At 44.3% G+C, this 22,353-nt stretch carries 24 protein-coding genes; 17 read left to right on the forward strand and 7 right to left on the reverse strand.

Features of this window, described 5'->3' with window-relative positions; translation table 11 throughout:
- Positions 1-59: 59 nt before the first annotated feature.
- Entirely contained in the window at positions 60-956 is an 897-nt protein-coding gene (locus tag ACE6ED_RS07110) for a LysR family transcriptional regulator (protein WP_410826406.1), read from the forward strand.
- A 164-nt stretch (positions 957-1,120) separates the two neighbouring features.
- On the opposite strand, the gene ACE6ED_RS07115 is transcribed toward ACE6ED_RS07110, so the two are convergent.
- Positions 1,121-1,990 carry a helix-turn-helix transcriptional regulator gene (locus tag ACE6ED_RS07115; RefSeq protein WP_410826407.1) on the reverse strand — a complete coding sequence of 290 codons (870 nt, stop codon included), beginning with the start codon at positions 1,988-1,990 and terminating at the stop codon, positions 1,121-1,123.
- Between the two features lie 88 nt (positions 1,991-2,078).
- Here ACE6ED_RS07115 and ACE6ED_RS07120 point away from each other — a divergent pair, with 88 nt between their 5' ends.
- The 14 genes from ACE6ED_RS07120 (at position 2,079) to ACE6ED_RS07185 (ending at position 17,297) form a co-directional block, all read left to right on the forward strand.
- Positions 2,079-2,783, forward strand: coding sequence for a DUF4386 domain-containing protein (locus ACE6ED_RS07120; protein ID WP_410826408.1), 705 nt, complete (start codon positions 2,079-2,081; stop codon positions 2,781-2,783).
- A 46-nt stretch (positions 2,784-2,829) separates the two neighbouring features.
- Complete coding sequence (locus ACE6ED_RS07125) at positions 2,830-3,549, forward strand: sigma-70 family RNA polymerase sigma factor (RefSeq protein ID WP_410826409.1); 720 nt, start codon at positions 2,830-2,832, stop codon at positions 3,547-3,549.
- A gap of 70 nt (positions 3,550-3,619) precedes the next feature.
- Positions 3,620-4,018, forward strand: coding sequence for a VOC family protein (locus ACE6ED_RS07130; protein ID WP_410826410.1), 399 nt, complete (start codon positions 3,620-3,622; stop codon positions 4,016-4,018).
- A gap of 150 nt (positions 4,019-4,168) precedes the next feature.
- Positions 4,169-4,744: a TetR/AcrR family transcriptional regulator gene (locus ACE6ED_RS07135; protein ID WP_410826411.1), complete on the forward strand. Its 576-nt coding sequence runs from the start codon at positions 4,169-4,171 to the stop codon at positions 4,742-4,744.
- 293 nt (positions 4,745-5,037) lie between these two features.
- Positions 5,038-5,625, forward strand: a complete 588-nt coding sequence (locus tag ACE6ED_RS07140; RefSeq protein WP_410826412.1) for an RNA polymerase sigma factor — start codon at positions 5,038-5,040, stop codon at positions 5,623-5,625.
- The gene (locus ACE6ED_RS07145; protein ID WP_410826413.1) at positions 5,600-6,661 is read left to right on the forward strand and encodes a hypothetical protein; all 1,062 of its coding nucleotides are present in this window, start codon (positions 5,600-5,602) and stop codon (positions 6,659-6,661) included. Before ACE6ED_RS07140 ends, ACE6ED_RS07145 begins: the two co-directional genes overlap by 26 nt.
- Positions 6,662-6,762: 101 nt before the next feature.
- Positions 6,763-7,854 (forward strand): hypothetical protein, encoded by a 1,092-nt coding sequence (locus ACE6ED_RS07150; RefSeq protein ID WP_410826414.1) that lies wholly within the window; start codon positions 6,763-6,765, stop codon positions 7,852-7,854.
- A gap of 1 nt (position 7,855) precedes the next feature.
- Positions 7,856-8,887, forward strand: coding sequence for a hypothetical protein (locus ACE6ED_RS07155; RefSeq protein ID WP_410826415.1), 1,032 nt, complete (start codon positions 7,856-7,858; stop codon positions 8,885-8,887).
- A gap of 256 nt (positions 8,888-9,143) precedes the next feature.
- The gene (locus tag ACE6ED_RS07160) at positions 9,144-11,150 is read left to right on the forward strand and encodes a LacI family DNA-binding transcriptional regulator (protein WP_410826416.1); all 2,007 of its coding nucleotides are present in this window, start codon (positions 9,144-9,146) and stop codon (positions 11,148-11,150) included.
- A 202-nt stretch (positions 11,151-11,352) separates the two neighbouring features.
- Positions 11,353-12,336, forward strand: coding sequence for a sugar ABC transporter substrate-binding protein (locus ACE6ED_RS07165; RefSeq protein ID WP_410826417.1), 984 nt, complete (start codon positions 11,353-11,355; stop codon positions 12,334-12,336).
- A 119-nt stretch (positions 12,337-12,455) separates the two neighbouring features.
- A complete protein-coding gene (locus ACE6ED_RS07170; RefSeq protein ID WP_458782621.1) occupies positions 12,456-13,925 on the forward strand; it encodes a sugar ABC transporter ATP-binding protein in 1,470 nt (489 codons plus the stop codon).
- A gap of 6 nt (positions 13,926-13,931) precedes the next feature.
- A complete protein-coding gene (locus ACE6ED_RS07175) occupies positions 13,932-14,927 on the forward strand; it encodes an ABC transporter permease (protein WP_410826419.1) in 996 nt (331 codons plus the stop codon).
- A 47-nt stretch (positions 14,928-14,974) separates the two neighbouring features.
- Positions 14,975-16,405, forward strand: coding sequence for a hypothetical protein (locus ACE6ED_RS07180; RefSeq protein ID WP_410826420.1), 1,431 nt, complete (start codon positions 14,975-14,977; stop codon positions 16,403-16,405).
- A gap of 22 nt (positions 16,406-16,427) precedes the next feature.
- On the forward strand, positions 16,428-17,297 hold the full coding sequence (locus tag ACE6ED_RS07185) for an ROK family protein (RefSeq protein ID WP_410826530.1): 870 nt from the start codon (positions 16,428-16,430) through the stop codon (positions 17,295-17,297).
- Positions 17,298-17,377: 80 nt separating this feature from the next.
- Here the strand turns inward: ACE6ED_RS07185 and ACE6ED_RS07190 are convergent, their stop codons facing one another.
- From ACE6ED_RS07190 to ACE6ED_RS07210, 5 genes are read right to left on the reverse strand one after another with little or no spacing between them, the layout of a single operon-like run.
- Complete coding sequence (locus tag ACE6ED_RS07190; RefSeq protein WP_410826421.1) at positions 17,378-17,674, reverse strand: spore coat protein; 297 nt, start codon at positions 17,672-17,674, stop codon at positions 17,378-17,380.
- Between the two features lie 13 nt (positions 17,675-17,687).
- Positions 17,688-17,888, reverse strand: coding sequence for a hypothetical protein (locus ACE6ED_RS07195; RefSeq protein ID WP_410826422.1), 201 nt, complete (start codon positions 17,886-17,888; stop codon positions 17,688-17,690).
- Positions 17,889-17,919: 31 nt separating this feature from the next.
- Positions 17,920-19,056 carry a zinc-dependent alcohol dehydrogenase gene (locus ACE6ED_RS07200; protein WP_410826423.1) on the reverse strand — a complete coding sequence of 379 codons (1,137 nt, stop codon included), beginning with the start codon at positions 19,054-19,056 and terminating at the stop codon, positions 17,920-17,922.
- Complete coding sequence (locus ACE6ED_RS07205) at positions 19,053-19,439, reverse strand: spore coat protein (RefSeq protein ID WP_410826424.1); 387 nt, start codon at positions 19,437-19,439, stop codon at positions 19,053-19,055. The genes ACE6ED_RS07200 and ACE6ED_RS07205 overlap by 4 nt, the downstream gene beginning before the upstream one ends.
- A 12-nt stretch (positions 19,440-19,451) precedes the next feature.
- A complete protein-coding gene (locus ACE6ED_RS07210) occupies positions 19,452-19,694 on the reverse strand; it encodes a spore gernimation protein GerQ (RefSeq protein ID WP_410826425.1) in 243 nt (80 codons plus the stop codon).
- A gap of 183 nt (positions 19,695-19,877) precedes the next feature.
- On the opposite strand from ACE6ED_RS07210, the gene ACE6ED_RS07215 reads away from it, so the two are divergent.
- Positions 19,878-20,159: a hypothetical protein gene (locus ACE6ED_RS07215; RefSeq protein ID WP_410826426.1), complete on the forward strand. Its 282-nt coding sequence runs from the start codon at positions 19,878-19,880 to the stop codon at positions 20,157-20,159.
- Between the two features lie 232 nt (positions 20,160-20,391).
- Positions 20,392-21,483 carry an L-dopachrome tautomerase-related protein gene (locus ACE6ED_RS07220; RefSeq protein WP_410826427.1) on the forward strand — a complete coding sequence of 364 codons (1,092 nt, stop codon included), beginning with the start codon at positions 20,392-20,394 and terminating at the stop codon, positions 21,481-21,483.
- A gap of 204 nt (positions 21,484-21,687) precedes the next feature.
- Here the strand turns inward: ACE6ED_RS07220 and ACE6ED_RS07225 are convergent, their stop codons facing one another.
- Complete coding sequence (locus ACE6ED_RS07225; RefSeq protein WP_410826428.1) at positions 21,688-22,266, reverse strand: isochorismatase family protein; 579 nt, start codon at positions 22,264-22,266, stop codon at positions 21,688-21,690.
- Between the last annotated feature and the right edge of the window lie 87 nt (positions 22,267-22,353).

Below are 22,353 nucleotides of genomic sequence, written 5' to 3' on the forward strand. Positions count from 1 at the left end.
TTATATAATGGAATAAAACAATAAACTTCATCTAATACATCGATTAAGGGGCGGAGTAGATGGACTTAAAAGAACTAACCGCTTTTCAAACAATTCTTCAGGAAGGCACCTTTTCAAGAGCAGCTGAGAAATTAAACTACGCACAGTCGACCATTACGAATCAGATCCAACGGTTGGAGAAGGAGATTGGAATACAGCTGTTCAAGAGAGGATGGGATGTGGAACTAACGAGTGCCGGTCAATTATTTGCTACCGAGGTGGGTAAGCTTATTCGGCATTGGAACGATGTATCCGAGATGGCCAGGGCATTAGAGCAAGATGAGGCAGGAAGCCTGCGTGTGGGGGCTATCGAACCATTGATTCAATCCATCCTTCCGGACTCCGTACGCAAGTTTCAACAGAGTAAGCCAAGAGTAGATTGTCAGATTCATTTGGGGAATACCGAAATGTTGTCGCAAGCTATACGACAGAATGAGCTTGATTTTGCAATATGCGGAGAGCCACCGGATCCAACCGCTTTTTATTTCGAGCCACTATATAAAGAAAGTGTTGTTTTTGTAGCAGACCAGAATCATTCGTTGATTAACAGAGATCATGTTTCCTTAAAAGACATACTGGATTATGCCCTCATAGCAGGAGGACGAACTTGCTTATATCACTTGGAGTTAGCCAAGCACTTGTCGAGATATGAGGCGGCTCCTCTGTTACATTCGGTTAATCATATTTCTGCGATTCCGTACTTCGTCCAGAAGACTACAGCTGTTGGTGTCGTATTAGACTCTACTCCCTTACCCCCGGAAACAAAGAGAATCAACATGAACTGGGAAGGGATCCTAATACCGATTGGCTTTCTACAGTTTCACGGGCGTGATTTCCCATCCCCCTCTTTTAAACGATTGTTCATGCAAATTCTAAAGGAGCAAATTGAAAATTCACTGTTTCGAGTGATACGGTGAACCGTATCACAAGTAGGATGAACAGTTTGTTTATGCACCTCGAGAGAGGTGCATTTTTTCGCCCCTAAATTACAGCAAGATGTGGAAAGTAGATCGAAAACCGGTATGTTATCTTATTTTCGAGAAAAGAAAGGAGTAGAGAAGGTGATATTTGAGCCACGGCACTAAAGATGAGAGTCCGCAGGGAGTTTTTTGACAGGTGCATATATATGATAGGCCGAATCAGAATTGTGGACGTCCTCAAAAACTTGAATAAGTTCAATATCGGTTTCAGCCGTTTCCTGCCTGGAGATCTTTAAAAAACGGGCATAGTCACTTTTCAGTACATCCCCAATGTCAAGCAGATCACCACAATAGTTGAACCTTGCACAAAAAGTTTGCGGCACATCGACTGTAAAATAATTAGGCTCATCAATTTCAATACTGCTTGGAATCCCGAATAGAACCTTAAACCGGGTTGAATCAGGTTGACAGTTTGAATAAATGACGTAGCAGGGACCGTTTATAGTTTCATCAATTTGGTTTAGAAGCATTTCTGAATGTGCGCGAATCTTCCCCTTATAATCATCATTGGCTAAATCCACTTCAAAAGCGATTCCGCTGATTCGGGTTCCCTCGAACTCAGTCAGGGTGAAATCGGCGACAATATCGCCGTTAATGTTTTTAATCGGTCTATTCACTACTGTGGGTATGGGTACTGGGGAGAGGATTGTGATTCCTGCTTTTAAGGAATTTGGAGCTACACCGTATTGCCGTTTGAAAGCGCGAGTGAAAGAGGCTTGCGTACCGAAGTTAAGCTGATAGGCAATGTCGGTCAGGGACTTGTTTTTATCAAGCATCAAGGTTAAGGATGCATTTAATCTTCTGGATAGGATGTATTGGCTTAACGTACAGCCCACCATAGCAGAAAATAACCGATGAAAATAATATTTAGACATGTTGAAGGCATTGGCTACGGACTCCACGGTCAAGGGATGTTGTAAATGGTCCTCGATATGGATCAAAGCACGTTCGATGACTTCGTTATGGTTCATAATAACTCCTTCTATCGAGTGTTTGCAGGCTGTTTTGTACCAAGTATACCATACGGGTATCAGCAAAAATGATTTCTCAGGAGGAAAAATGCGAGACAAAAGGAATGCCAGAATACTGGGGATTTTTTATATCATAGCTGCGTTGTCGTCAATCATAGCGGTGGTTTTGTATGGACCTGTTTTGTCAGAGCAATGGCATATGGCCGTGGCAAATGGATCGGAAACGAAGGTCTTAATCGGTGTATTAAATGATCTCCTGCTTGTGGTTACGGCTGTTGGTACTTCAGTCATGCTATTTCCTTACGTTCGGCTCTGGAATGAACACCTCGCATTGGGATATTTGTGTTTTCGGTTTATGGAGGCTGTTTTTATTGCAATCGGAATCCTAAGTATATTAGGCTTGTTACGGCTTAGTACGTATTATAGTACGGCCAGCTTAGCAAATGCAGCCAGTCTTGAGCCTATAGGGTTATTGCTGCAGGATATTTACTGCTGGACGGCTATGTTGGGTCCTAATTTCATGTTAGGCATCAATACAAGTCTATATAGTTATTTGCTCTATCGAACAGGCTATGTGCCTAAACCGTTAGCGATTTTCGGAATGCTCACAGGGGTTATGGTTTTTATGGCTGGCTTATTGCAAATGTTCGGAATTATTGGACCTTATTCGGCAGTAAAAGGGCTGGTCGCCCTGCCTGTAGGCGTTTACGAGATGACCTTGGCAGTCTGGTTGATTGTGAAGGGATTTCATCGGCCCTCAAAGAAGGGGCTTGGTATTAGATCACGAATATGAAATATATTTGAAAATTGTTTGATGCGATCGAACAGGGGAGTTAAGAGTGCAGGACGTAATTGCTAAACTGGAGCCATACTTAACGGGATTGAAGATTTATTGCCGTTCACTTGCCGGAAACGATTGGGATGCGGAGGACTTGATGCAGGATGTACTAACGAAGGTCTTGCATGCGTTTTCGCTTTCTCCTGAGAGGCCGATCAACAGGTCGTTCCTTTTCCGTATAGCGAAGAACGCTTGGATTGACCGTTGCCGGGCAGAGCGGAAGCGGCGCGGCGAAACGGCTTTCGACGAGGAATACCACCGGTCTGTCCCATTTGCAATGAATGAATGGCTAGCCCGGGAGTTACTTGAGCAGCTATCCGAAACGCTGAATCCTAGGCAGATGGTGCTCGTCATCCTGATTGATGCTTTCGCTTTTCGTGCAGCTGAGACGGCGGAGTTACTAGGTATGACGGAAGGGGCAGTGAAGGAAGGGCTGAAACGGGCACGTCGGCGCTTGCACTCCCTTGCTGCCGGGAACGGGGAGGACATCGCTCGAAATGAAAGGCCAACGAGGCAAACTGGTGGTGAAATGACCACTGCCTTGTTCGAGACATTTTTGACAGGCTTTCGGAAAGGTGATGCAGGCATGATTTGCCGCGCTTACCTGAGTTTAGCTGCTCAAGGCGTCACGATAGAGAAAGTATCGAGGGAGGAAGGCCGTTATTCTTTCACGATGCGGGACCCGGACGGACATTTGCTCGAATTTTTCCAAAATGTTTAGCGTTACCCGTTTCTTATCTGGCTTAGAATTCGTTATATGTGGCGAAAACGATTCCTAGGAGGGACTTAGTATGGCAGTCAAGGTGAAAAATTACGCAGTCGTTCAACTGCCTGTTCGCGATTTAGGAGTATCCATTAGGTGGTACAAGGAGGTACTTGGCATTCCGTTCACGTTTGAATACACACAGGGCGATCAAGAGGCATGGCTTAACGTCGGGGGTGTCGGGCTCGGTCTCATTCTCTGCCCAGAGGTGCCGAAGCTGGATTTCACGAACAGCCGGGGGGAGCTTCAGCCGATTATCTCACTACAGGTTGACAACATTCAGGAGGCGTACGAAGAGTTAAAGAAGAAGGGAGCCGAAGTTGGAGAAATGGTCTACAAACCACAGGGTGGGTATAGTTTTACATTTCGCGACCCAGACGGCCACTTTGGTAACTTGTGGGGCGGTTGGCCAAAGGAAGAAAACTAAGTTTTTCGCCAAGCTCAAGGTTAAAGTCGTGCTTGCCTAAGCGGAAAAGAAGAAGCCAAGGATTGAAAATTCACCAATACAGGAATTATGGGTCATAGGCGAACAACCTTCGTCATGGACATAAACATATAGCACTGCTATAATGGGCGTATGAACACATATGACAAAATATTAGCAGCTGCACTTAAGGTACTCGAAGAGGAGGGCGGAGCCCAATTTTCGACGCGTGCGGTAACAGCAATCGCGCAGGTTACGGCTCCCACGCTCTACCACCATTTCGGCAATGCTGATGGACTTCTGAGTGCAGCTATAGTGGAAGCGTTCAAACAGTTGTTTGAAAGCAAGATTGCAGCTGTGGAGTCCCCCATTCCAGAGATGGCTCTTCGTCAAGGATGGGATGACTATGTCCGCTTCGCAGCAGCCCGTCCCCGGATTTATGCGGCGATGATGGGGCGGCTGCTCGAAGGCGCCCATATCGAAGCGGCAGATCAGTCGTACCAAGCACTAGTGCAATATGTTCAGAGGGTTGCTGCCGAAGGCAAACTGGCTGTGCCAGCCCCCGCTGCGGCAGATCTGGTCTGGGCTTCCGCCAATACGGCCTCTTGGCTGTACGTGACAGCCAAGATTCGTAAGGTTCCCCCACCCGAACCTGATGTCATTGATCTCATTCGGGAAAGTGTAATGCAGACCATTTTGATCCAAACGCCGGACGCCGATACAAAATGAGGGGTTCGATGACAGGGCCTGGAGACTCCAGGCAAAGCCTCAATAAAGGAGACGCATAAGAAAGATCGCCTATCCAACCTGGACCTCCAGGAGGACGGCGATCTTTTTATGTTTGGAGAATCCGAGTATTAGAGTCTGTACGCAAACTTATTATAGCCATAACCTCATCGGAATTTTTCTTTTTCATCATTTCAAGGCTCGATGATGTTACCAAGTATTATTTTTTGATGCTGCTGTCACAAAATGAGCTGCATTGGTGTATTAAGAGTGTAGCCAGGAGGGGGGGATGGTTTTTGGATAGACAGCACAGTGAGTATCCATCAAACTCAGAAGAGCTTGAGATGCTGATTCAAAGAACTAAGCTTGGTGATAAGGAAGCTTTCGCGTCACTTATAAGAAACTTTGAAAAACCAATGTATATCTATTGTTACCATATGCTCAAAAGCAAGGAAGAAGCCGAGGACGCGGTGCAGGAAATATTTATTAGAGTGTATCAACAGATACATAAGTATCGTCCAAATATGTCTTTTTCGGCATGGCTGTACAAATTTGCCTACCATTACAGTCTGAATCAGATCCGGAGCAAAAAAAGGTGGTTTCGTTTCATAGATCGTTACAAATATGATCAGCCTGAGACCCCGATGGAGAAAGTAGACAGTCAAACGACACTGAAGGAGTTTCTGGATTTACTGACCACTGAAGAGAGGCATATATTAGTTCTCCGGGCGCTTCACCGGTATGACTTTAACGAGATTAGCGAAATGTTGAATATGAAACCGGCAACGGTGCGCAAAAAGTACGAACGCCTTCGCAAAAAACTGCAGGCTAAGGAAGCTAAGGAAGGAGGAACAGTAAATGCGTCGATCACCAAATCCATCTAAAACCGTCAGTATACATCAGGTGGAGCAAATGATTCGGGATACGGAGACGCCAGAGTACAGCATGAGTCAGCAGATTGTAGACAAGCTTGAATCCCGAAGCGTGCCCGCGCAAAAGCCGGTCTTCACCAGAAGAGCGGGAGTTATCGCAGCGTCATTGCTTGCATTCTGTGTATTTATGACTCCTGTCATGGCTCAAGCCATAGAGCGGCTATCGTTGCTTGAATATATCAACCCTTTTGCCAAAGAAATAAAAACAAATCCCAATGAGAAGGTAGAGACAATTTATCAACGGGGGTTGGACGGGCATAAGTCTTTTCATACGGGGATGATCCGCTTTGATGATATTGAGGACCAGGAGTTTAAGAGCCAGCTGCAAAGGGCTTGGACAGAGATTTTTCCCCAGGGGGAAGGAATTCGTGAAGTGATTGTGTACGAATATAAGGCGGATACCTATCACATCGAGGCGCGAAACGAGAACAGATCCATCGAATTTGACCAAGGCCGCTGGTTTTATGCGAAACAAACGATTGGAGAGAACCAGGTTCCAGGTGCTGCCAAAGCTGCAGCGGATCAAGCTTTTCATAAAGTCGGGGAGTTTAAACAAGGTAAAAGGTCAGTTAGTCAAATGATCTTAAGACCCAATCAAAACCCGGTGTATGAGTTCGTGTATGAAACAAACAAGGGTTCTATCCTCATTGATGTACAAAAAGAGACCAATCAGATCACAAGGGTAGTAGCTTTTCCGTTATCGGATCATTTGGATAAATTGGATGACAAGAAGAAATATGATGACCTCGTTGAGAAAACGAAAGCAATTGAGCGGGACACGCTTCATAAGGAAGCAGTGAAACAGGCTCAATCCTGGATGAAATTGGACTTGGCTGATTATACCGTCTCCAGACTGGAATCACGGTTTGATACACTAACCTTCACGAAAGCGGGTGCTCCAGCCGTTACTGCGCTGTTTACCTCTCAAGGGACGATCTATGGCGTTGAAATCAAGTTACGGGATTTATCAGAACAAGAAACGGATTAAATTAAGGGCTGTCCGGTCCAAGGCAGTGAGAGGAGGTGGTGGCAACTGATTGTCTATAGATTTATCACAAAACAAAATAAAAAACAAAGGAGTTTATACCAATGAACAAAAAAGTGATTCTTCCTATTCTCGGAGTAACCCTGCTATCAGGGAGCCTGCTGGGATACCAGACACTGGTGCAGGCTAGTGCGTCTAACAACGTAAATAAGAGTATATCACAGGAGATTAAGCTGGATGAGAATCAAAAGCTGATGCAGCAGGCTCAGGATAAGCTTAAAGAGCTGACAGGAAATACGTATACGTTAATTCCGGGAACGGCGATGAAGGATGTAATGAGTTTTAAACGGGAGAACTTCAAGTACGATATCATTTCATATAAAAATGGAAAGCCCGAAAATATCGGAATTAACATCAATTATGAAGATTTGAACGGCGGGAAATATCAAACCAAACTGAAGGAAACGTGGGCAGCTTTGTTCCCAGGGGAAGAACCGAAGTATGTGAATATCTCGGAGTCCATCTACTATGTGGGTACAATCTCATCAAATGCTATGCAAAACAAGCAAATTTACATGCAAGAGAATGGCGGCGTGTATGGCGTGAATTATGCTCCTGACGATGTCCCGGCAAACGTGGAGAAGACGGCTGCCCAGGTAATATCCAAGCTTACCAATGGAAAGGTCAAGACGGGAGCTAAGCTTGATCGTGTGTATGTCCGTGAGGGCAAGCCTGATGTGTATCAATATAAGTATCAATCCAAAACGGTGAAGGTCAGCTTTGCCATTGAAGATCAAACGCTGGAGCTGATCCAGGCAGATGTAAGTCAAACGGATGGACAAGGTGTAGACAATTATGAAGATTTCCAGAAGAGAGAAGAAACAAAAGAGGCAAAGATGAAGAAGCTGACGCTGGACACTTTAATGAAAAATGCAGTGAGCGACGCTAAAACGATGCTAAATTTTGACCTGAAGGGCTATAAGGGAGCACAAGGAACAAATGCATGGGATGCGGATCACATGACATTCACCAAAGACGGTGCCCCTTCAGTGACTGCCAAATATGAGGCAGACGGTTCGTTCACCAGCTTTACGATTGAAAAGTATGATCAGATCATCGATTTTTACGGAATGACCATTGTTGGCTCCCCAAATGAAGAACCCAAACTGTTAATTGAAAAGGAAGGAGTTCATTAAGATGAACAGAAAAATAATTGTCCCGATTCTCGGCGTTGCCTTATTATCAGGAAGTCTGCTGGGATGCCAAGCATATGTTCAAGCAAATGCATCTAACAAGGTAAATACAAATGCTTCACAGGGGGTTAAGAGTGATCAGAAGCTGATGCAGCAGGCTCAGGATAAACTTAAAGAGCTGACAGGCAATACGTATACGTTAATTCCGGGAACGGCGATGAAGGATGTAGTGAATTTTAAACGGGAGAATTTCAAGTACGATATTATTTCTTATCAGAAAAGCGGAAAGCTCGAAAATATCGGGATTAATATCAATTATGAAGATCTAAACGGCGGGAAATATCAAGCAAAACTGGAGAAAGCGTGGAAGGCATTGTTCCCGGCGGAAAACCCGAAATATGTGAACATCTCCGAGTCCATCTATAGTGTGGGTACGATCTCAGCGAATGCCAAGCAGAACAAACAAGTGTATATGAAAGAAAGCGAGCAGGCGTATGGTGTGAATTATGCTCCTGATGCGGCTCCGGCAAGTGTGCAGAAAAAGGCTGCCCAGGTAATATCCAAGCTTACCAATGGAAAGGTCAAGACAGGGGCTAAGCTTGATCGTGTATTTATCCGTGAGGGCAAGCCGGATGTGTATCGATACAGGTATAAATCAAATTCTGTGAATGCGAGCTTTGCCATTGAAGAACAAACACTGCAGCTACTTCAGGCAAGCGTACATCAGCAAGAGAAAGCAAAGGGTGCAACGAGCAAGCAACTGACGTTAGATACCTTAATGAAGAACGCAGTGAAAGATGCGAAAATGATGATCGATTTTGACTTGAAGGGATATAAGGGAGCAAGAGGAACCAATGCATGGGACAAGGACGAAATGACGTTTACTAAAAAGGGAGCGCCTACAGTCACTGCCACAGTGAATACGGACGGATCGTTTAACGACTTTATCGTAGAGAAGTATGGCCAGTATCTCACTTTCAGCGAAAACACGATTGTAGGGCCTGCAAATGAGGAGCCAAAAGTATTAATCAACTAATTCAAAATGTGGAAATCACCTATATAATCAAAGAACGTCTATCAGACTCATCCACAGGAAGCCTCTCCGTAATCCGGAGGGGCTTTTTGCTGAAGAACGAACTACCGCAAAAGACAACTATTTACGTAAACTTGGGCGATTGATGGATTTAGCTTAAAAATATAGGCCCTTTCAAAGCCACAGTTCGTTGACCCCATTCTAGAAAGGTGATACAATTTTTAAAAATTTACGTAAAAAAATTGGGAGTTGTGATGTGATGGTTACGATCAACGAGATCGCTAAAGAAGCTGGGGTTTCGATTGCCACGGTTTCCCACGTAATTAATAAATCAAGGTATGTAAGTCCGGAGCTTGTAGAAAAAGTAGAGGAGATCATTAAAAGGACCGGCTATGATAAAAAGCTGAAAAAAACAAGCAGCAAGCTGAAAATCGGCAAAAGCTCCGAAATTGCAATCGTCGTTCCTGACTTATGCGGTACTTTGTATGCGAAATTGGTTTCCACGATTTCTGAGTATTTAATAGAAAAAGGGTATAACCCGGTTGTTCATTTTCATCATGACAAGGTCGCTCAGGAAAAAGATATCATTACAAATATCGTTTTTAATAAGCGGATTGCCGGGGCCATTATTGTCCCTGTAAGTACGGATGGCAAGCAGTTTGATAAATTAGTGCAGCATCGTATTCCTTTTGTCTTTTTAGACAGAACGGTTAAAAGTATCGAGGCTGGTTCTGTACTTTCCGATGGGGAAGGCGGAATTTATCAAGCGGCTATGCATTTGTTGAGATCCGGACATGAAGAGATCGCTTTAATTATTGAGAGAGGCCGGTTCTCCTCGTCGGAGAGCAAGATCGAAGGCTACCAGGGCGCCTTGAATTCGTACAAGCTGCCATTTAGAGGCGAATTGGTGTTAGACGCAGACAACAATAGTTATGAGGATATCGAAAAAAAGGTTAAAGACGTATGGGTCCGCATTAAACCGACAGCTTTTATTGCAAGCGGTAATCGAATGACGTTAAATCTGTTAAAGGTGTTGAACAAATTAGGCCTGGATTGTCCGACAGATGTGTCGGTTATTGGATTCGGCGATGAAGAGTGGTCTGAAATTGTGACCCCTCCGTTAACCATGCTTAAGCATGATACAAAGGAAATAGGAATTCAAGAGGTCAAGCTTTTGCTTGAACAGATGGAGAACCTTTCCCAAGAGGCTGAACAAATTAAGATTCCCATGGAGCTCTCTATACAACGGTCGACTCAAGTTATCGGTAAGGGACCATTCGGAGAAAAAACGGTTTCCCCAGAAGAATTGACGATTTCTAAAGCAGAGGCGGACCAATTAAAGGCGGGGAATTATAAGGTTGCGATTTCCTTTCACTATGGGGGTACGGCATGGGCGAGACTGTATGAGAATGGAATCCGCAACACCCTGGACAAATATGGGATTTCCATTCTTGCCATTACCAATGCACACTTCGATCCTATCCTGCAAGTTAACCAGTTGGAAGGCTTAAGGCTTCAACAGCCGGATGCGATCATCGCTATACCTGTCGATGATGAAGTCACGGCAAAGAAATTCCAAAGTATTTCGGAACAGGTTAAACTCATTTTTATGAGTAATATTCCCGAAGGAATGAACAAAGACCAGTATGCATCTTGTGTTTCGGTTAATGAACGGGAAAACGGCCAAAATGCAGCTTTGCTTTTGGGGAACTACTTTAAGAATGAGAAAGACGTCAAAATCGGTTTTATTGGTCACGGCGCTCCGTTTTATGGAACGCATTTGCGTGATGCTGTGGCGAAAGAGGTCATTACAACGAATTTCAAAAACATTGAGATTGTGAATGAACAGTATTTTTATAAAATCGAAAATACTTATGAAATATGCAAAGAAATGCTGAAGGCCAATCCTGAAATTAAAGGGCTGTATATATCCTGGGATAGACCGGCACTTGAAGCAATTAAAGCGCTAAAGGAATTAAAAAGAGAAGATGTATCCATCTTCACCTTTGATTTGGAGATTGAAATTGCAACTTATTTAGCTAAAGAAGAAATGGTGAAGGGACTTTCTACACAAAGGCCTTATCAGCAAGGGATTGCGGTGGGTTTAGCGACTGCAAAAGCTTTGTTGGGGCAAGATAATTATAAATATATCGGCGTACAACCGTATATGGTGGAGTCGAAAAACTTATTGAAAGCATGGAAAGATATAACGCTTGAGCCAGCTCCGCCAGAGATAGAGAACATTATTCTGAATAAATTTACGTAAAAAAAGGAGAGAAAACAATGTTTCTTTAAAATTTTATTGAAAGCGTTGACTTAAAAAACGTTGATGTGCTATATTTTACGTAATCACTAGCATGAAAGCGGTTCAATACAGATTCCTGTTTTCATTGTTACGTGAAGAAGCTGCTTTACAAACGGTTCTTAGCTAAAAAAGAAACATATTTAAATTATAGGGGGCTATAAGAGTGAAAAATTTTCTAAAAGCACTTTCAGTGACAGTTTTGGCATTAAGTCTTACCGCATGTGGCAGCGCTAACAACGGAACAAATACCGGAAATGCCAGCAATGCCAGCAATGCCTCAAAAGGAGACGGTAAATTAAGCTTTGCTTTCCTGCCAAACACGCAAAATAATACGTTCCAGACAGCGATGACAAAAACCTACGAAAGACTGGCTAAAGAAAAAGGCGTGGAATTCACCATGTTGGATCCGGATTATGATTTGAACAAACAAATGAATCAAATGTCTGACGCTGCAAACCAAGGGTTTGATGCGGTGTTCGTCATTCCAGTTGACTCTGCAGGAATCCGCCAGGGATTAGAACAGTTAAATGATAAAAATATTCCGGTATTTAACGTAGATACCGCGGTAATCAAAGACGACCAGGAATTAGTTAAGAGTGTAATCGCTACCGATGCTTTTATGGCAGGTAAATTGATGGGAGAGCAAATGGTAAAGGACTTTCCAGACGGCGGAGAAATTGCGATTCTGGACTTCCCATCCAATGAAAGCTGTGTTCAACGTGTCGCCGGCTTCATGGAAGGCTTAGGGGATAGTAAATCCAAATTTAATATTGTGGCACAGCAAGACGGTAAAGCCGCATTGGATGCTTCGCTGCCCATCGCCGAAGACATTATTCAAGCCAACCCTAATTTAGCGGCCATTTTTGCCATCAATGACCCTTCCGCACTGGGTGCAGCTGCAGCTGTAGAAGCAAGCGGTAAAAACATTGGCGTGTACTCCATTGATGCATCACCAGACGGAAAAGCTGCGATAGTGGATGGATCCCTTAAATCGGTAGCGGCTCAGGTACCTATTCAAATCGCCGAAAAATCTTTCCAGGCTGCTCTTGATTTGATAGACGGAAAAGAAATTGAGAAAGAAATGCTGCTGCCTTCCCACGTAGTAACCAAAGAAATGGCTGAAGAAACAGCTGGCGAGTGGCAGTAATTTAAGGATAAGGCCTTTAAATTCTTATAGTTTTATTCTTGTAGAATTCAGGTTTATCTTGCATTCTACATTTTTTTTACTTTCGGAGGTGAACCTCATTGGTTGAAAACGTCCTGGAAATGCATTCGATTGCTAAAAGCTTTGGACAAACACATGCTTTGAACGGAATCGACTTCGAGCTTAAATCAGGAGAAATTCACGCTTTGCTAGGCGAAAATGGTGCGGGTAAATCCACATTAATCAAAGTTTTGGGCGGGATTCATCAACCCGATCGCGGCGAAATTGTAATCAATGGAGAAGCGGTGCAGATCAAGGGCGTTCACGATGCCCAAGCCCATGGTATTGGCGTCATTCACCAGGAAATCGTTCTTGTACCTTATCTGAGCGTTGCAGAGAACATTTTTTTGGGAAGAGAGCCTGTGACGAAGTTGGGATTGGTCGATAGAAAGCAAATGAATGCTGAGGCCCAAGAAATGGTGAAGGAATTGGGACTAAACCTTGATGTGAACACGTTAGTCGGCGAGTTGTCGGTAGCTCACCAGCAGCTAGTAGAAATCGTAAAGGCGATTTCTTTTAATGTAAAAATTTTAGTAATGGATGAACCTACGTCCTCATTATCGGATGAAGAGGTCAAACACCTCTTTGTAACGATGGAACGGTTAAGACAAAATGGCGTGAGTATGATTTACATTTCGCATAAGTTTGAAGAATTGTTTACCATAACCGATCGAATTACCATCATTAGAGACGGGACCTATGTTGGAACCGTGACTACAAAAAACAGCAGCCCTGATGAACTCGTGGCGATGATGGTTGGCAGAGAGTTAAAAAACTTTTATACAAGGACCTATTCCCGGCAAGATGAGGTCGTGTTGAAAGTCGACCATTTGTCAAAACAGAATATTTTTGAAGATATTAGTTTTTCCGTACACAAAGGTGAAATTCTTGGCTTCTCCGGTCTGATGGGTGCGGGAAGAAGCGAGCTCATGCTTGCTATATTTGGCGCTTATGGTTATGATCACGGATCTGTTTTTCTGAACGGGGAAGAGCTGAAAATTAAAAGCTGCAGTGATGCCATTGAAAAAGGGATTGCACTGGTTCCGGAGGATCGCAAGGATCAAGGCCTTGTACTAATGAATTCCGTTGGTTTTAATATGACGCTGTCCGAGCTGAAACACCTTATGAAAAATAAACTGATTGTTAGTGAGGAAAAAAGAAGCGCATTAATCAGCGCTTATATAAAGAGTTTAAACATAAAAACGGCTTCGCCTGATGCGGAAGTGTCCAGTTTATCCGGAGGAAATCAGCAAAAGGTGGTATTAGCTAAATGGTTAGCTACCAATCCGAAGCTCTTAATTCTTGATGAGCCGACAAGGGGCGTTGACGTAGGCGCAAAATCCGAAATTTATTCCATTATCAACGAGCTTGCTAAACAGGGGCTGGCTATTATTTTGGTCTCCTCTGAGCTTCCTGAAATCATCAATATGTGTGATTCTGTTTGTGTCATGCGAGAAGGAAAATTAACCGCTCAGTTAGCCCAGTCCGAACTAACTCAAGAAAATATTATGCGCTATGCAACAGGAGGATAATATAGCATGACTCAAAAAACGGAGAGAGTAAACAACCCCATCATGTCGGTGATTAGAGGGAATATTGGGATTATTACTGTATTATTGCTTTTGTTTATCACGTTATCATTAACTTCGTCGGTGTTTTTAACCCAGGACAATTTAATCGCTGTTTTGAGACAGATCTCGATTAACGTCTTTTTGGCTCTCGGAATGACATTGGTGATTATTCTTTCAGGGATTGATCTTTCCGTCGGGGCCATCGTTGCATTGTCGGGAACCTTAACGGTAGGGTTAATTGTTACAACAGGATTGCCTGTTTATCTGGCCATCTTAATCGGCCTAGTAATCGGTGCGGCTATCGGATTCGTTAACGGGTGTATAGTAACCCAATTTAAGCTGCCTGCTTTCATAGTTACATTAGCTACAATGAATATCGCGCAGGGGGTTGCGTATTTATACAGCGGCGGTCAATCCGTAAGGATTAGAGATGCAGCCTATACCTCGATTGGAACAGGACAGCTCTTTGGCTTTCTTCCGCTGCCGGTCCTGTATATGTTTATCTTAGTGTTTATCTTTTCTACCTTATTAATGAAGACAAAATTCGGAACCTATATTTACGCGATCGGCGGGAATAGAGAAGCTGCACGTCTTTCCGGCGTACCTATTAAAAAAGTGGAGATAGGTGTCTATACGATTACCGGTTTGCTTGCAGCCTTTGCTGGAATCGTCCTCTCTGCAAGAATGTACTCCGGCCAGCCTTCTGTTGGGGCTGGATATGAAATGGATGCTATTGCGGCCTGTGTATTAGGCGGAGTTTCCATGGCTGGCGGCCGAGGCAGAATTAGCGGAACGATTTTTGGCGCCATGGTAATTGGTGTGATCAGTAATGGTCTAAACCTGCTGGGAGTAAGCTCTTTCTGGCAGCTCGTTGTCAAAGGCTTAATTATTCTGATTGCCATTTTGGTTGATGCACAAAAAGGAAAAAAACTAAGCTTTTCTTTTAAAGCCGCTAAACAGTAAGACGAATCCACCCAGAGATTGAATACAAAATGAAAAGAGGTTTATCTGTGGACAACAACAAGCAAAACTTCAAATATAAATATCAGATTATGCTGAATAACCCGGATCATCTGCCAAGGAAACGGGAACCTGTCATCACGAAATTGAATTTTACGGATGACCGCGTTCATAAGGATAGCCTTGTCTTATATGACGATGCAGATAATGCCATTCCTTTTCAGTTAATTGATGTTAGGGCGGAAGGGGACTACATTCAAGAAGCTTCGATTGTATATGTAGTGGATATGGACAAGTTGGTTACCTCTTACTGGCTGTATGCGGATGAACAGCCTGCTGCGGTTGAGAAGGCGTTTAAAGGCATCGAGAAGCTGGAAGTCACCCAAGACGACGGGTTTAGAAGATTAGACACCGGTTACTACATTTTGGAGCTTTGCTCCGGGACTGCGGACGGAACCTCTTACGGCAAATGGGGGATCCGATATTTTGAAGCCAAAGCGGAAGGAAAAAATCTGATTAAGGACTATTCCAATGCGATTGGCGGATTCTATGGACCGTTCTTCACACCAAAAAATGGGCTGATCAATCCCCCTGAGCATACTACGGTAGACTGTATCGTTGAAGAGGAAGGCCCGTTGTATTGCAGATATCTGTTTAAAGGCATCGTGCCGGATGGGCTCGATGAGAATCTGAAGGGGAAAAAATTTGCGATTACGTGGGAGTTCTTCTACAATTCTCCATGGTTTAGAAGAAAATATGAGGTAGACGATTTTTCAACCACGGTAGACGGTATTCCTGTCATAAACAAAATTACGGTAGGCGATGAATTTGAGAGCGGCAAGGGAGATCGGGTCTTTACGTCCTTTGCTTCCTATGGCGGAACTTATTACAGAGAAGGCGATTTATACGCTAATATTTTATCTGAGGGCGTTCATGAGCTGCTGGAGCATGCCGACGAACAAAATAATCCGAACATTAAAAAATATAAGGATAATATCGGAGAGGATATTAATAAAGTTTCCTGGGATTATTTCTGGAGGCTGTTCTGTGTAAAAGAAGGAATTTTGAGTGCGGAGGAGATCAAACACCATATCTCTACCATTATTCCGGAGTCTCACGCACAAGTACATCAAAGTGAAAGAAATGAGAAGGTATTGTTCGACCGATTGGTTGATGTAAACAGCGCTCCGGAACAAACTATCTTTCCGATGAGCGCTAATAAAACAGCCGAGTTAAATGAAGAGACTGGTTATGCCATGGTATGGTATACGAGCAATGTAGTGTCCCGCTACCAAATCGTGCAGCGTAATGATTCCGGATGGGTCAACTGGGGCACGAATGGTGAAAACGAGCATCCCGAACTACCCACGGGGTCAACGATTTATTCGGCTTATGGGCAATTCGGCAATTGGGAAGCACAAGCGGATACGATGGAGAAAAATATCGATTCCAAGCAAGGTCTTGCAACTATACTAAAATAGTACGTAACACAAGGAGCGGGTTATATTGTTTGGTTCGATCGAAGCAGGGGGAACAAAGTTTGTCTGCGCCGTGGGGGATGAGGTCGGTCAAATCGTCAAAAGAGTGACGTTTCCTACGACAACACCGGATGAAACGATGAATCAAGTATTCGAATTTTTTGATTCCTATCATCTAAAGGCAATCGGGATCGGTTCCTTTGGCCCCATTGATGTCAACCCGAATTCCCCAACTTACGGCTATATTAAAAATACACCAAAACGGTCATGGGCTCATTATAATTTTGTTGGCGCAATGAAAAGCCGGTATAACATTCCTATCGGATGGTCAACCGATGTCAATGCAGCGGCTCTAAGCGAAGCGGCGAAAGGAGCAGGCGCAGGACTAAAAAGCGTTCTTTATTTGACCGTTGGCACAGGAATCGGCGGCGGTGCAGTCGTCGACGGGAAGATTCTGGAGGGATTCAGCCATCCTGAAATGGGGCACATCAAGGTCGAGTCTCACCCGGAGGACGGGTTTCAGGGGTTATGTCCATTTCACCATAACTGTTTGGAAGGGATGGCGGCAGGACCAACGATTGAAGCAAGATTACAGCAAAAAGGGAATGAAATCGATCCGAATCATGAAGTATGGAGCTTTTTGGCTCATTATTTGGCCCAGGCTCTATATGCCTATACCGTCGTATTAAGCCCTGACATCATTATTTTAGGCGGCGGTGTTATGAAAAGCGGGCAGCTTCTCTCAAAGGTGAAGAAAGAGCTGGTCGAACGTATCGCCAACTATGTGGAAATCCCGCCGATAGATAAGTATGTAAGTTTACCTGCATTAGGCGACGACACAGGTATAACCGGAGGACTGCTTCTAGCTAAAAAGGAATATGACAGAGTGGGTTAAATAAGCCGAAAAAGCCTGTCCCCAATAAAAGCGGGACAGGCTTTTCTTGCCGGTTGAGAGGTTAAGGTGAAAGAGCTGTGTCAGGACAAAATGCTCATAGCGGTCTGAATATTTTTCAGATCGAGCTGAACTTGCTCTGGAACATGGTAGGGATGGTATAGGCCCCGCTGCATCATGTAGTTTGTTATTTTTTCATGGGAGTCTATAGCCTCGTTGAGCTGTTTCATCAAAATTTGCTTAATTTCAGGGGTGGCACATTCCGTAACGGCCATGGCGCAGTTTCTGACTCCGCTCTTGGCATTCATCAAAAAATCCATTGCGATCACGTCGTCGGTCAGCGTATTAACTCCTAAGAGGTGTTCAAGTATTGTATTCATGTTTTATTCTCTCCTATGAGGTTACTTTAGACAGCACTCCACCGAGCTCCTGAAGCTGCTGCTGTGATAATTGTACGTCTTGCTGCAGAATTTGTTTGAGCTCCGGGTCGGTTACCAACGCTTGCATAGTTTTCGATTTGGTCATACAAACGGTCTTGAACGCGGCCATTTCATGAACTTCTAGCATCTCATGCAAGGCGTAATTGGAATTCATTTGAAGTTTCCTCCCATTTATTCACTTAAATTCAGGGCTTTAAGACAACTTTAATGCACTGATCCGTTTTCGTATCGAACGCTTCATAACCGCGTTTCGCCTCGCTGAGCGGAATGACATGCGTAACGATGTCCCCAGGGTCCACTTTCCCCGATGTAACCAACTCGTACATATACGGCATATAATGAATGACCGGAGCTTGTCCGGAACGAATATTCACATTGCGCTGCATGATGTCACCGAGCGGGAATCCGTTATAGCGTCCGCCGTATACCCCGGTTACTTGAATGGTTCCGCCTTTGCGGACAGCCTGAGACGCAATGATAAATGCGCTCATAGTGCCGCCTTGCAGTTTCAAACCGCTGGCAAGAAATTCGAGATCACTCATCTTGCCATCCATTCCTACCGCATCAATCACGACATCGGCGCCGCCTTTGGTCATTTCCTTGAGTTTGTTGCCAATGTTGCTATCCTTTTCAAAGTTTACGATTTCCACATTGTTCGTTCGCTTTGCATGCTGTAAGCGGTAATCGACATAGTCGACGGCGATGACGCGTTTTGCTCCTTTCAGCCAGCAGAATTTCTGGGCCAGAAGACCAACCGGGCCGCAGCCGAGTACGATGACTGTATCTCCATTCTTTACTCCGGCGTTATCTACGCTCCAGAATGCCGTCGTCATGGCATCGGCGATTAAGCTTAGCTTTTCGTCCGGTTGTTCGCAGTTTTCGGGAATCTTGAAATGGGTGAAATTAGCAAAAGGAACCCGTAAATATTCGGCTTGTCCGCCAGGGTATCCGCCGGTCGTTCCCGAGTAGCCGAAAAAGGCGCCCATATCCCCGTGTTCGTTTGACTTGTCACATTGGCTTTCCAGCTGATTTTTGCAATAAAAGCATTCCCCGCAAGCGATGTTGAAGGGAATGATCACACGGTCGCCTTTCTTTAGCTTTGTCACGCCGGGGCCTACTTCTTCTACGATCCCCATCGGTTCATGCCCTATGACATAATTCTCCTGAAGGTTAGGGATCATCCCGTGAATAAGGTGAAGGTCAGAACCACATATGGCGGTACTGGTGATTTTTACGATCATATCGTCCGGCTTCTCAATCTTCGGATCCGGTACCTCTTTGACTACCACATTTTTAATCCCTTGATACGTTACCGCCTTCATGCATTATGTCCTCCGTTATGTTCATCTGGGGTTCGATCAAACATCCCTTTACGCGACGTATCATCCGGAAACAAATTCATCTGTCCGATCATCACTGTGTTTTTCGCGGAAAGCTGATCGAGTTGGTACTGCTCGTTCAGCTCATAAGGATGGAACCATTTTTTGCGGATCATCAGATCCGTGATTTCTTGGTGCAGTGCAATCCCCTGCATAAGATGGTTGCGCAACATTGCTCTTACATCGGGAGAAGCCGTTTCCGTCAGGGCGACGGACAAATTTCGCACACCCTCCTTGGCACGAAGAAGGAAGTCCATTGCAAAAGTCATATCTGCCATTTCCGGCATATTTAATGAATTAATCGGGTCTAGATAATCAGTGTTCATTTGCATTCCCCTTTAATGTGTTATAGGTGTGGGGCTATTCGGAACAGGCGCTTGGAAAGGAGCTCGTGCGTAAATTGCTTGCAGCTCGGCAATCTGTTGTGTGGATTGAATTACGTCCTTCTGCATTAACGCTTTTAGCTCTTGGTCAAAGACCAAACCTTGCATAAGTTTTGACTTAGCCAGGCAGAGTGTTTTAAAGTTTAATGCTTCATGGAGTTCCATCGATTCGTGCGGTGCGAGCGTCTGCGGATTCATTGAGAAGTCATTCCCTCCTTTTTCATTAACGTTAAATTTTCCGGCTTCACCGGGTCTTATTCTAAAGAACCCGAATTTCCGGAGCCGTATATTCCCATCTGGGCGTAAGCATATATACAAAATCTTAACGCATACTTTTTCTGTATAAGTTATTGATGGATGTTCAAGAATGGAGGACCCACCTTGCCCAATAAAAACAAAATTGATCTAGCCACCAAAAATGCAAAAAAACCGGCAGAAGGCACACTCAACTCGAGCGGTAATACGCTGGAGCAGCATGCATCTAACGCGGTTTCTGAGGTACAAAATGCTTTAAATCAGGCGATAAACACAATAAGTGAATCGAATGCGGCAACAAATGCACAAGCTTTGGAGGCAGCCCGGCAGCAATTGACCCGGGCGGAAGAGTTCTTGGATCAAGCGCAAACTTCAGCAAATGCATTACGTCTGCCGGACCAGCAATAAAACGGTTTTACAGCTGATAGGCATGGAGAGGATAGTCCTTCTTTTCGGTTACACGTGAATTAAGCTTTTGCCTTATCAAAAAGGAGCCTTTAAATCCACTTTAATTGTGGTTTTGAAGGCTTTTCTGCTTTCTAAGGTCCGTTAATTTTTTTATTATGCAGGCAATTGAACCACATGGAGTCATATAAATAGGTGATAGCAGTTCGAACCTATTGAGGAGGATTTTATACCAGTGATATTACCTAGTGAACAGTATTTCGGTAAGTTTGAGGCGGTTTTTTTATTTTGCGGAGCCATGCCTACAGGCGTTGCTGTTTCTGAAACTGGGCGTATTTTCATTTGCTTCCCGAAATGGGGAGACGATGTTAAATTTACGGTAGCTGAAATCGTTTACGATACATTACAGCCTTATCCTAGTCTAGACGCTAATGTAGTAAGCCCATCGAATATCACAACGTCCCTCATTAGTGTCCAAAGTGTGTTTGCTGATGGAAAGGGTACGCTTTGGATATTGGATACAGGTGCTCCTAATTTCTCAGAGCCCATCAAAGGGGGGGCGAAGTTAGTCGCTGTTGATTTAAATTCCAATACCATAAGAAGGGTATATACATTTACGGAAGATGTTGTCCTGCCAACCACTTATCTGAATGATGTCCGAGTTGATTTTCGTGTTGGTAAAGCAGGTTATGCTTATATAACGGATTCGTCATCCCGAGGACCAGGAGCGATTATTGTCGTTGATTTAGACACCGGTTATGCCTGGAGACGGTTAAATGGGGCAAATTCAACTTCGCCTGATCTCTCTTTCCTGCCGAAAGTTGAAGGTAAAATCCTGATGAATCGAAACAATGACGGATCTACTTCACCCTTTAGATTGGCATCCGATGGTATAGCGATTTCCCCGGACGGCAAGATATTGTATTTTTGTCCTCTCTCCAGTCGTCAACTGTACTCGATTTCAACGGAAGCTCTAAGAGACCGAACGATACCAGATATGAATTTACAGTATTACGTGAAGTATTGGGGAGAAAAAGGCGCTTCAGATGGAATGATCACCGATGCAAAGGGAAATGTTTACGCTGGAGACTATGAAAACAATAGTATTCGAAAGATATCGCCGAATGGAATAATCGAAACCATCGCACATGATCCGAGAATTTTATGGCCGGACACTTTTTCGATTGGTCCAGATCAATGCTTATATTTCATCGTAAACCAATTACACCGGCAGCCAAGATTTCATTATGGAAAGGACTTGCGGCAGAAGCCTTATAGTTTACTCCGTATGAAAATAGCCGAACCACCTGCTCCTACCTTTTGGTAAGCAAAAGGCATCCGATTGAGTCCCTTTCGATTTCGCTATAAGGGTGTTACGGTGAACTAACCTTAAGTAGGACGAAATTAGGTGATGAAAAGTAGAAAAACTACGCCCTACATGGGTGAGAGGGCTGTGACAGGTTAGGAGTAAGTTGCCTGTCGCAGCCTTTCTTAATAGATTTTTACCGCTCCAATTATATAGATGCTCGGATTAAGATTGAAGCGCGGCGCAAGCAAGAATGTCTTCGGTAGAGCGGATTCTGCCAATACGCGGGAAGATGGCCTTAATTACGTGTTCATGTTCCTCCACGCTGAAGCCGGTCATGGCATCTGCTGCAAAAACAACCTGATACCCATGGGCGAAGGCTTCACGCGCAGTGGTATCTACGCCGATACCAGAAGCAATGCCGCAAAGCACGATTGTCGTGATGCCGCGCCGGCGCAACTGCAGATCCAAGTCCGTTCCGTAAAATGCTCCCCATTGGCGCTTGGTAATTAAATGATCGGTGTCAGTGACTCCGATCTCGGGCACAATTTCATCCCATCCAGGCACCAGATTGAGGGTTGGAGGGGCCTGATCCAGCAACGGACGAGGCATATCTTTAAAGTCTTTCGTGGATACGCGAACAAGCCCAACAAATGCGCCTGCCTCACGAAATGCTTGAACCATAGTGGCGGCGCGGGTGACGACTTGCTCTGCCGAGTAAGGGGCATACTGGGTTCCAAGCCAATTTTGCAAGTCGATTACGATTAATGCCGTCTTAGGAAATTGAAACAAAAGTTCTTCCAAGATCAATCACACTCCTACTAAGAAATCGAGTTTGCTCCCGCTTTGACCTAAAGTTTAATATTTTGAAATACAGGTCAATTGACTCTA

Origin of the sequence: Paenibacillus nanchangensis (genome assembly GCF_046543445.1) — a bacterium.
Taxonomy (GTDB): domain Bacteria; phylum Bacillota; class Bacilli; order Paenibacillales; family Paenibacillaceae; genus Paenibacillus_AQ; species Paenibacillus_AQ nanchangensis.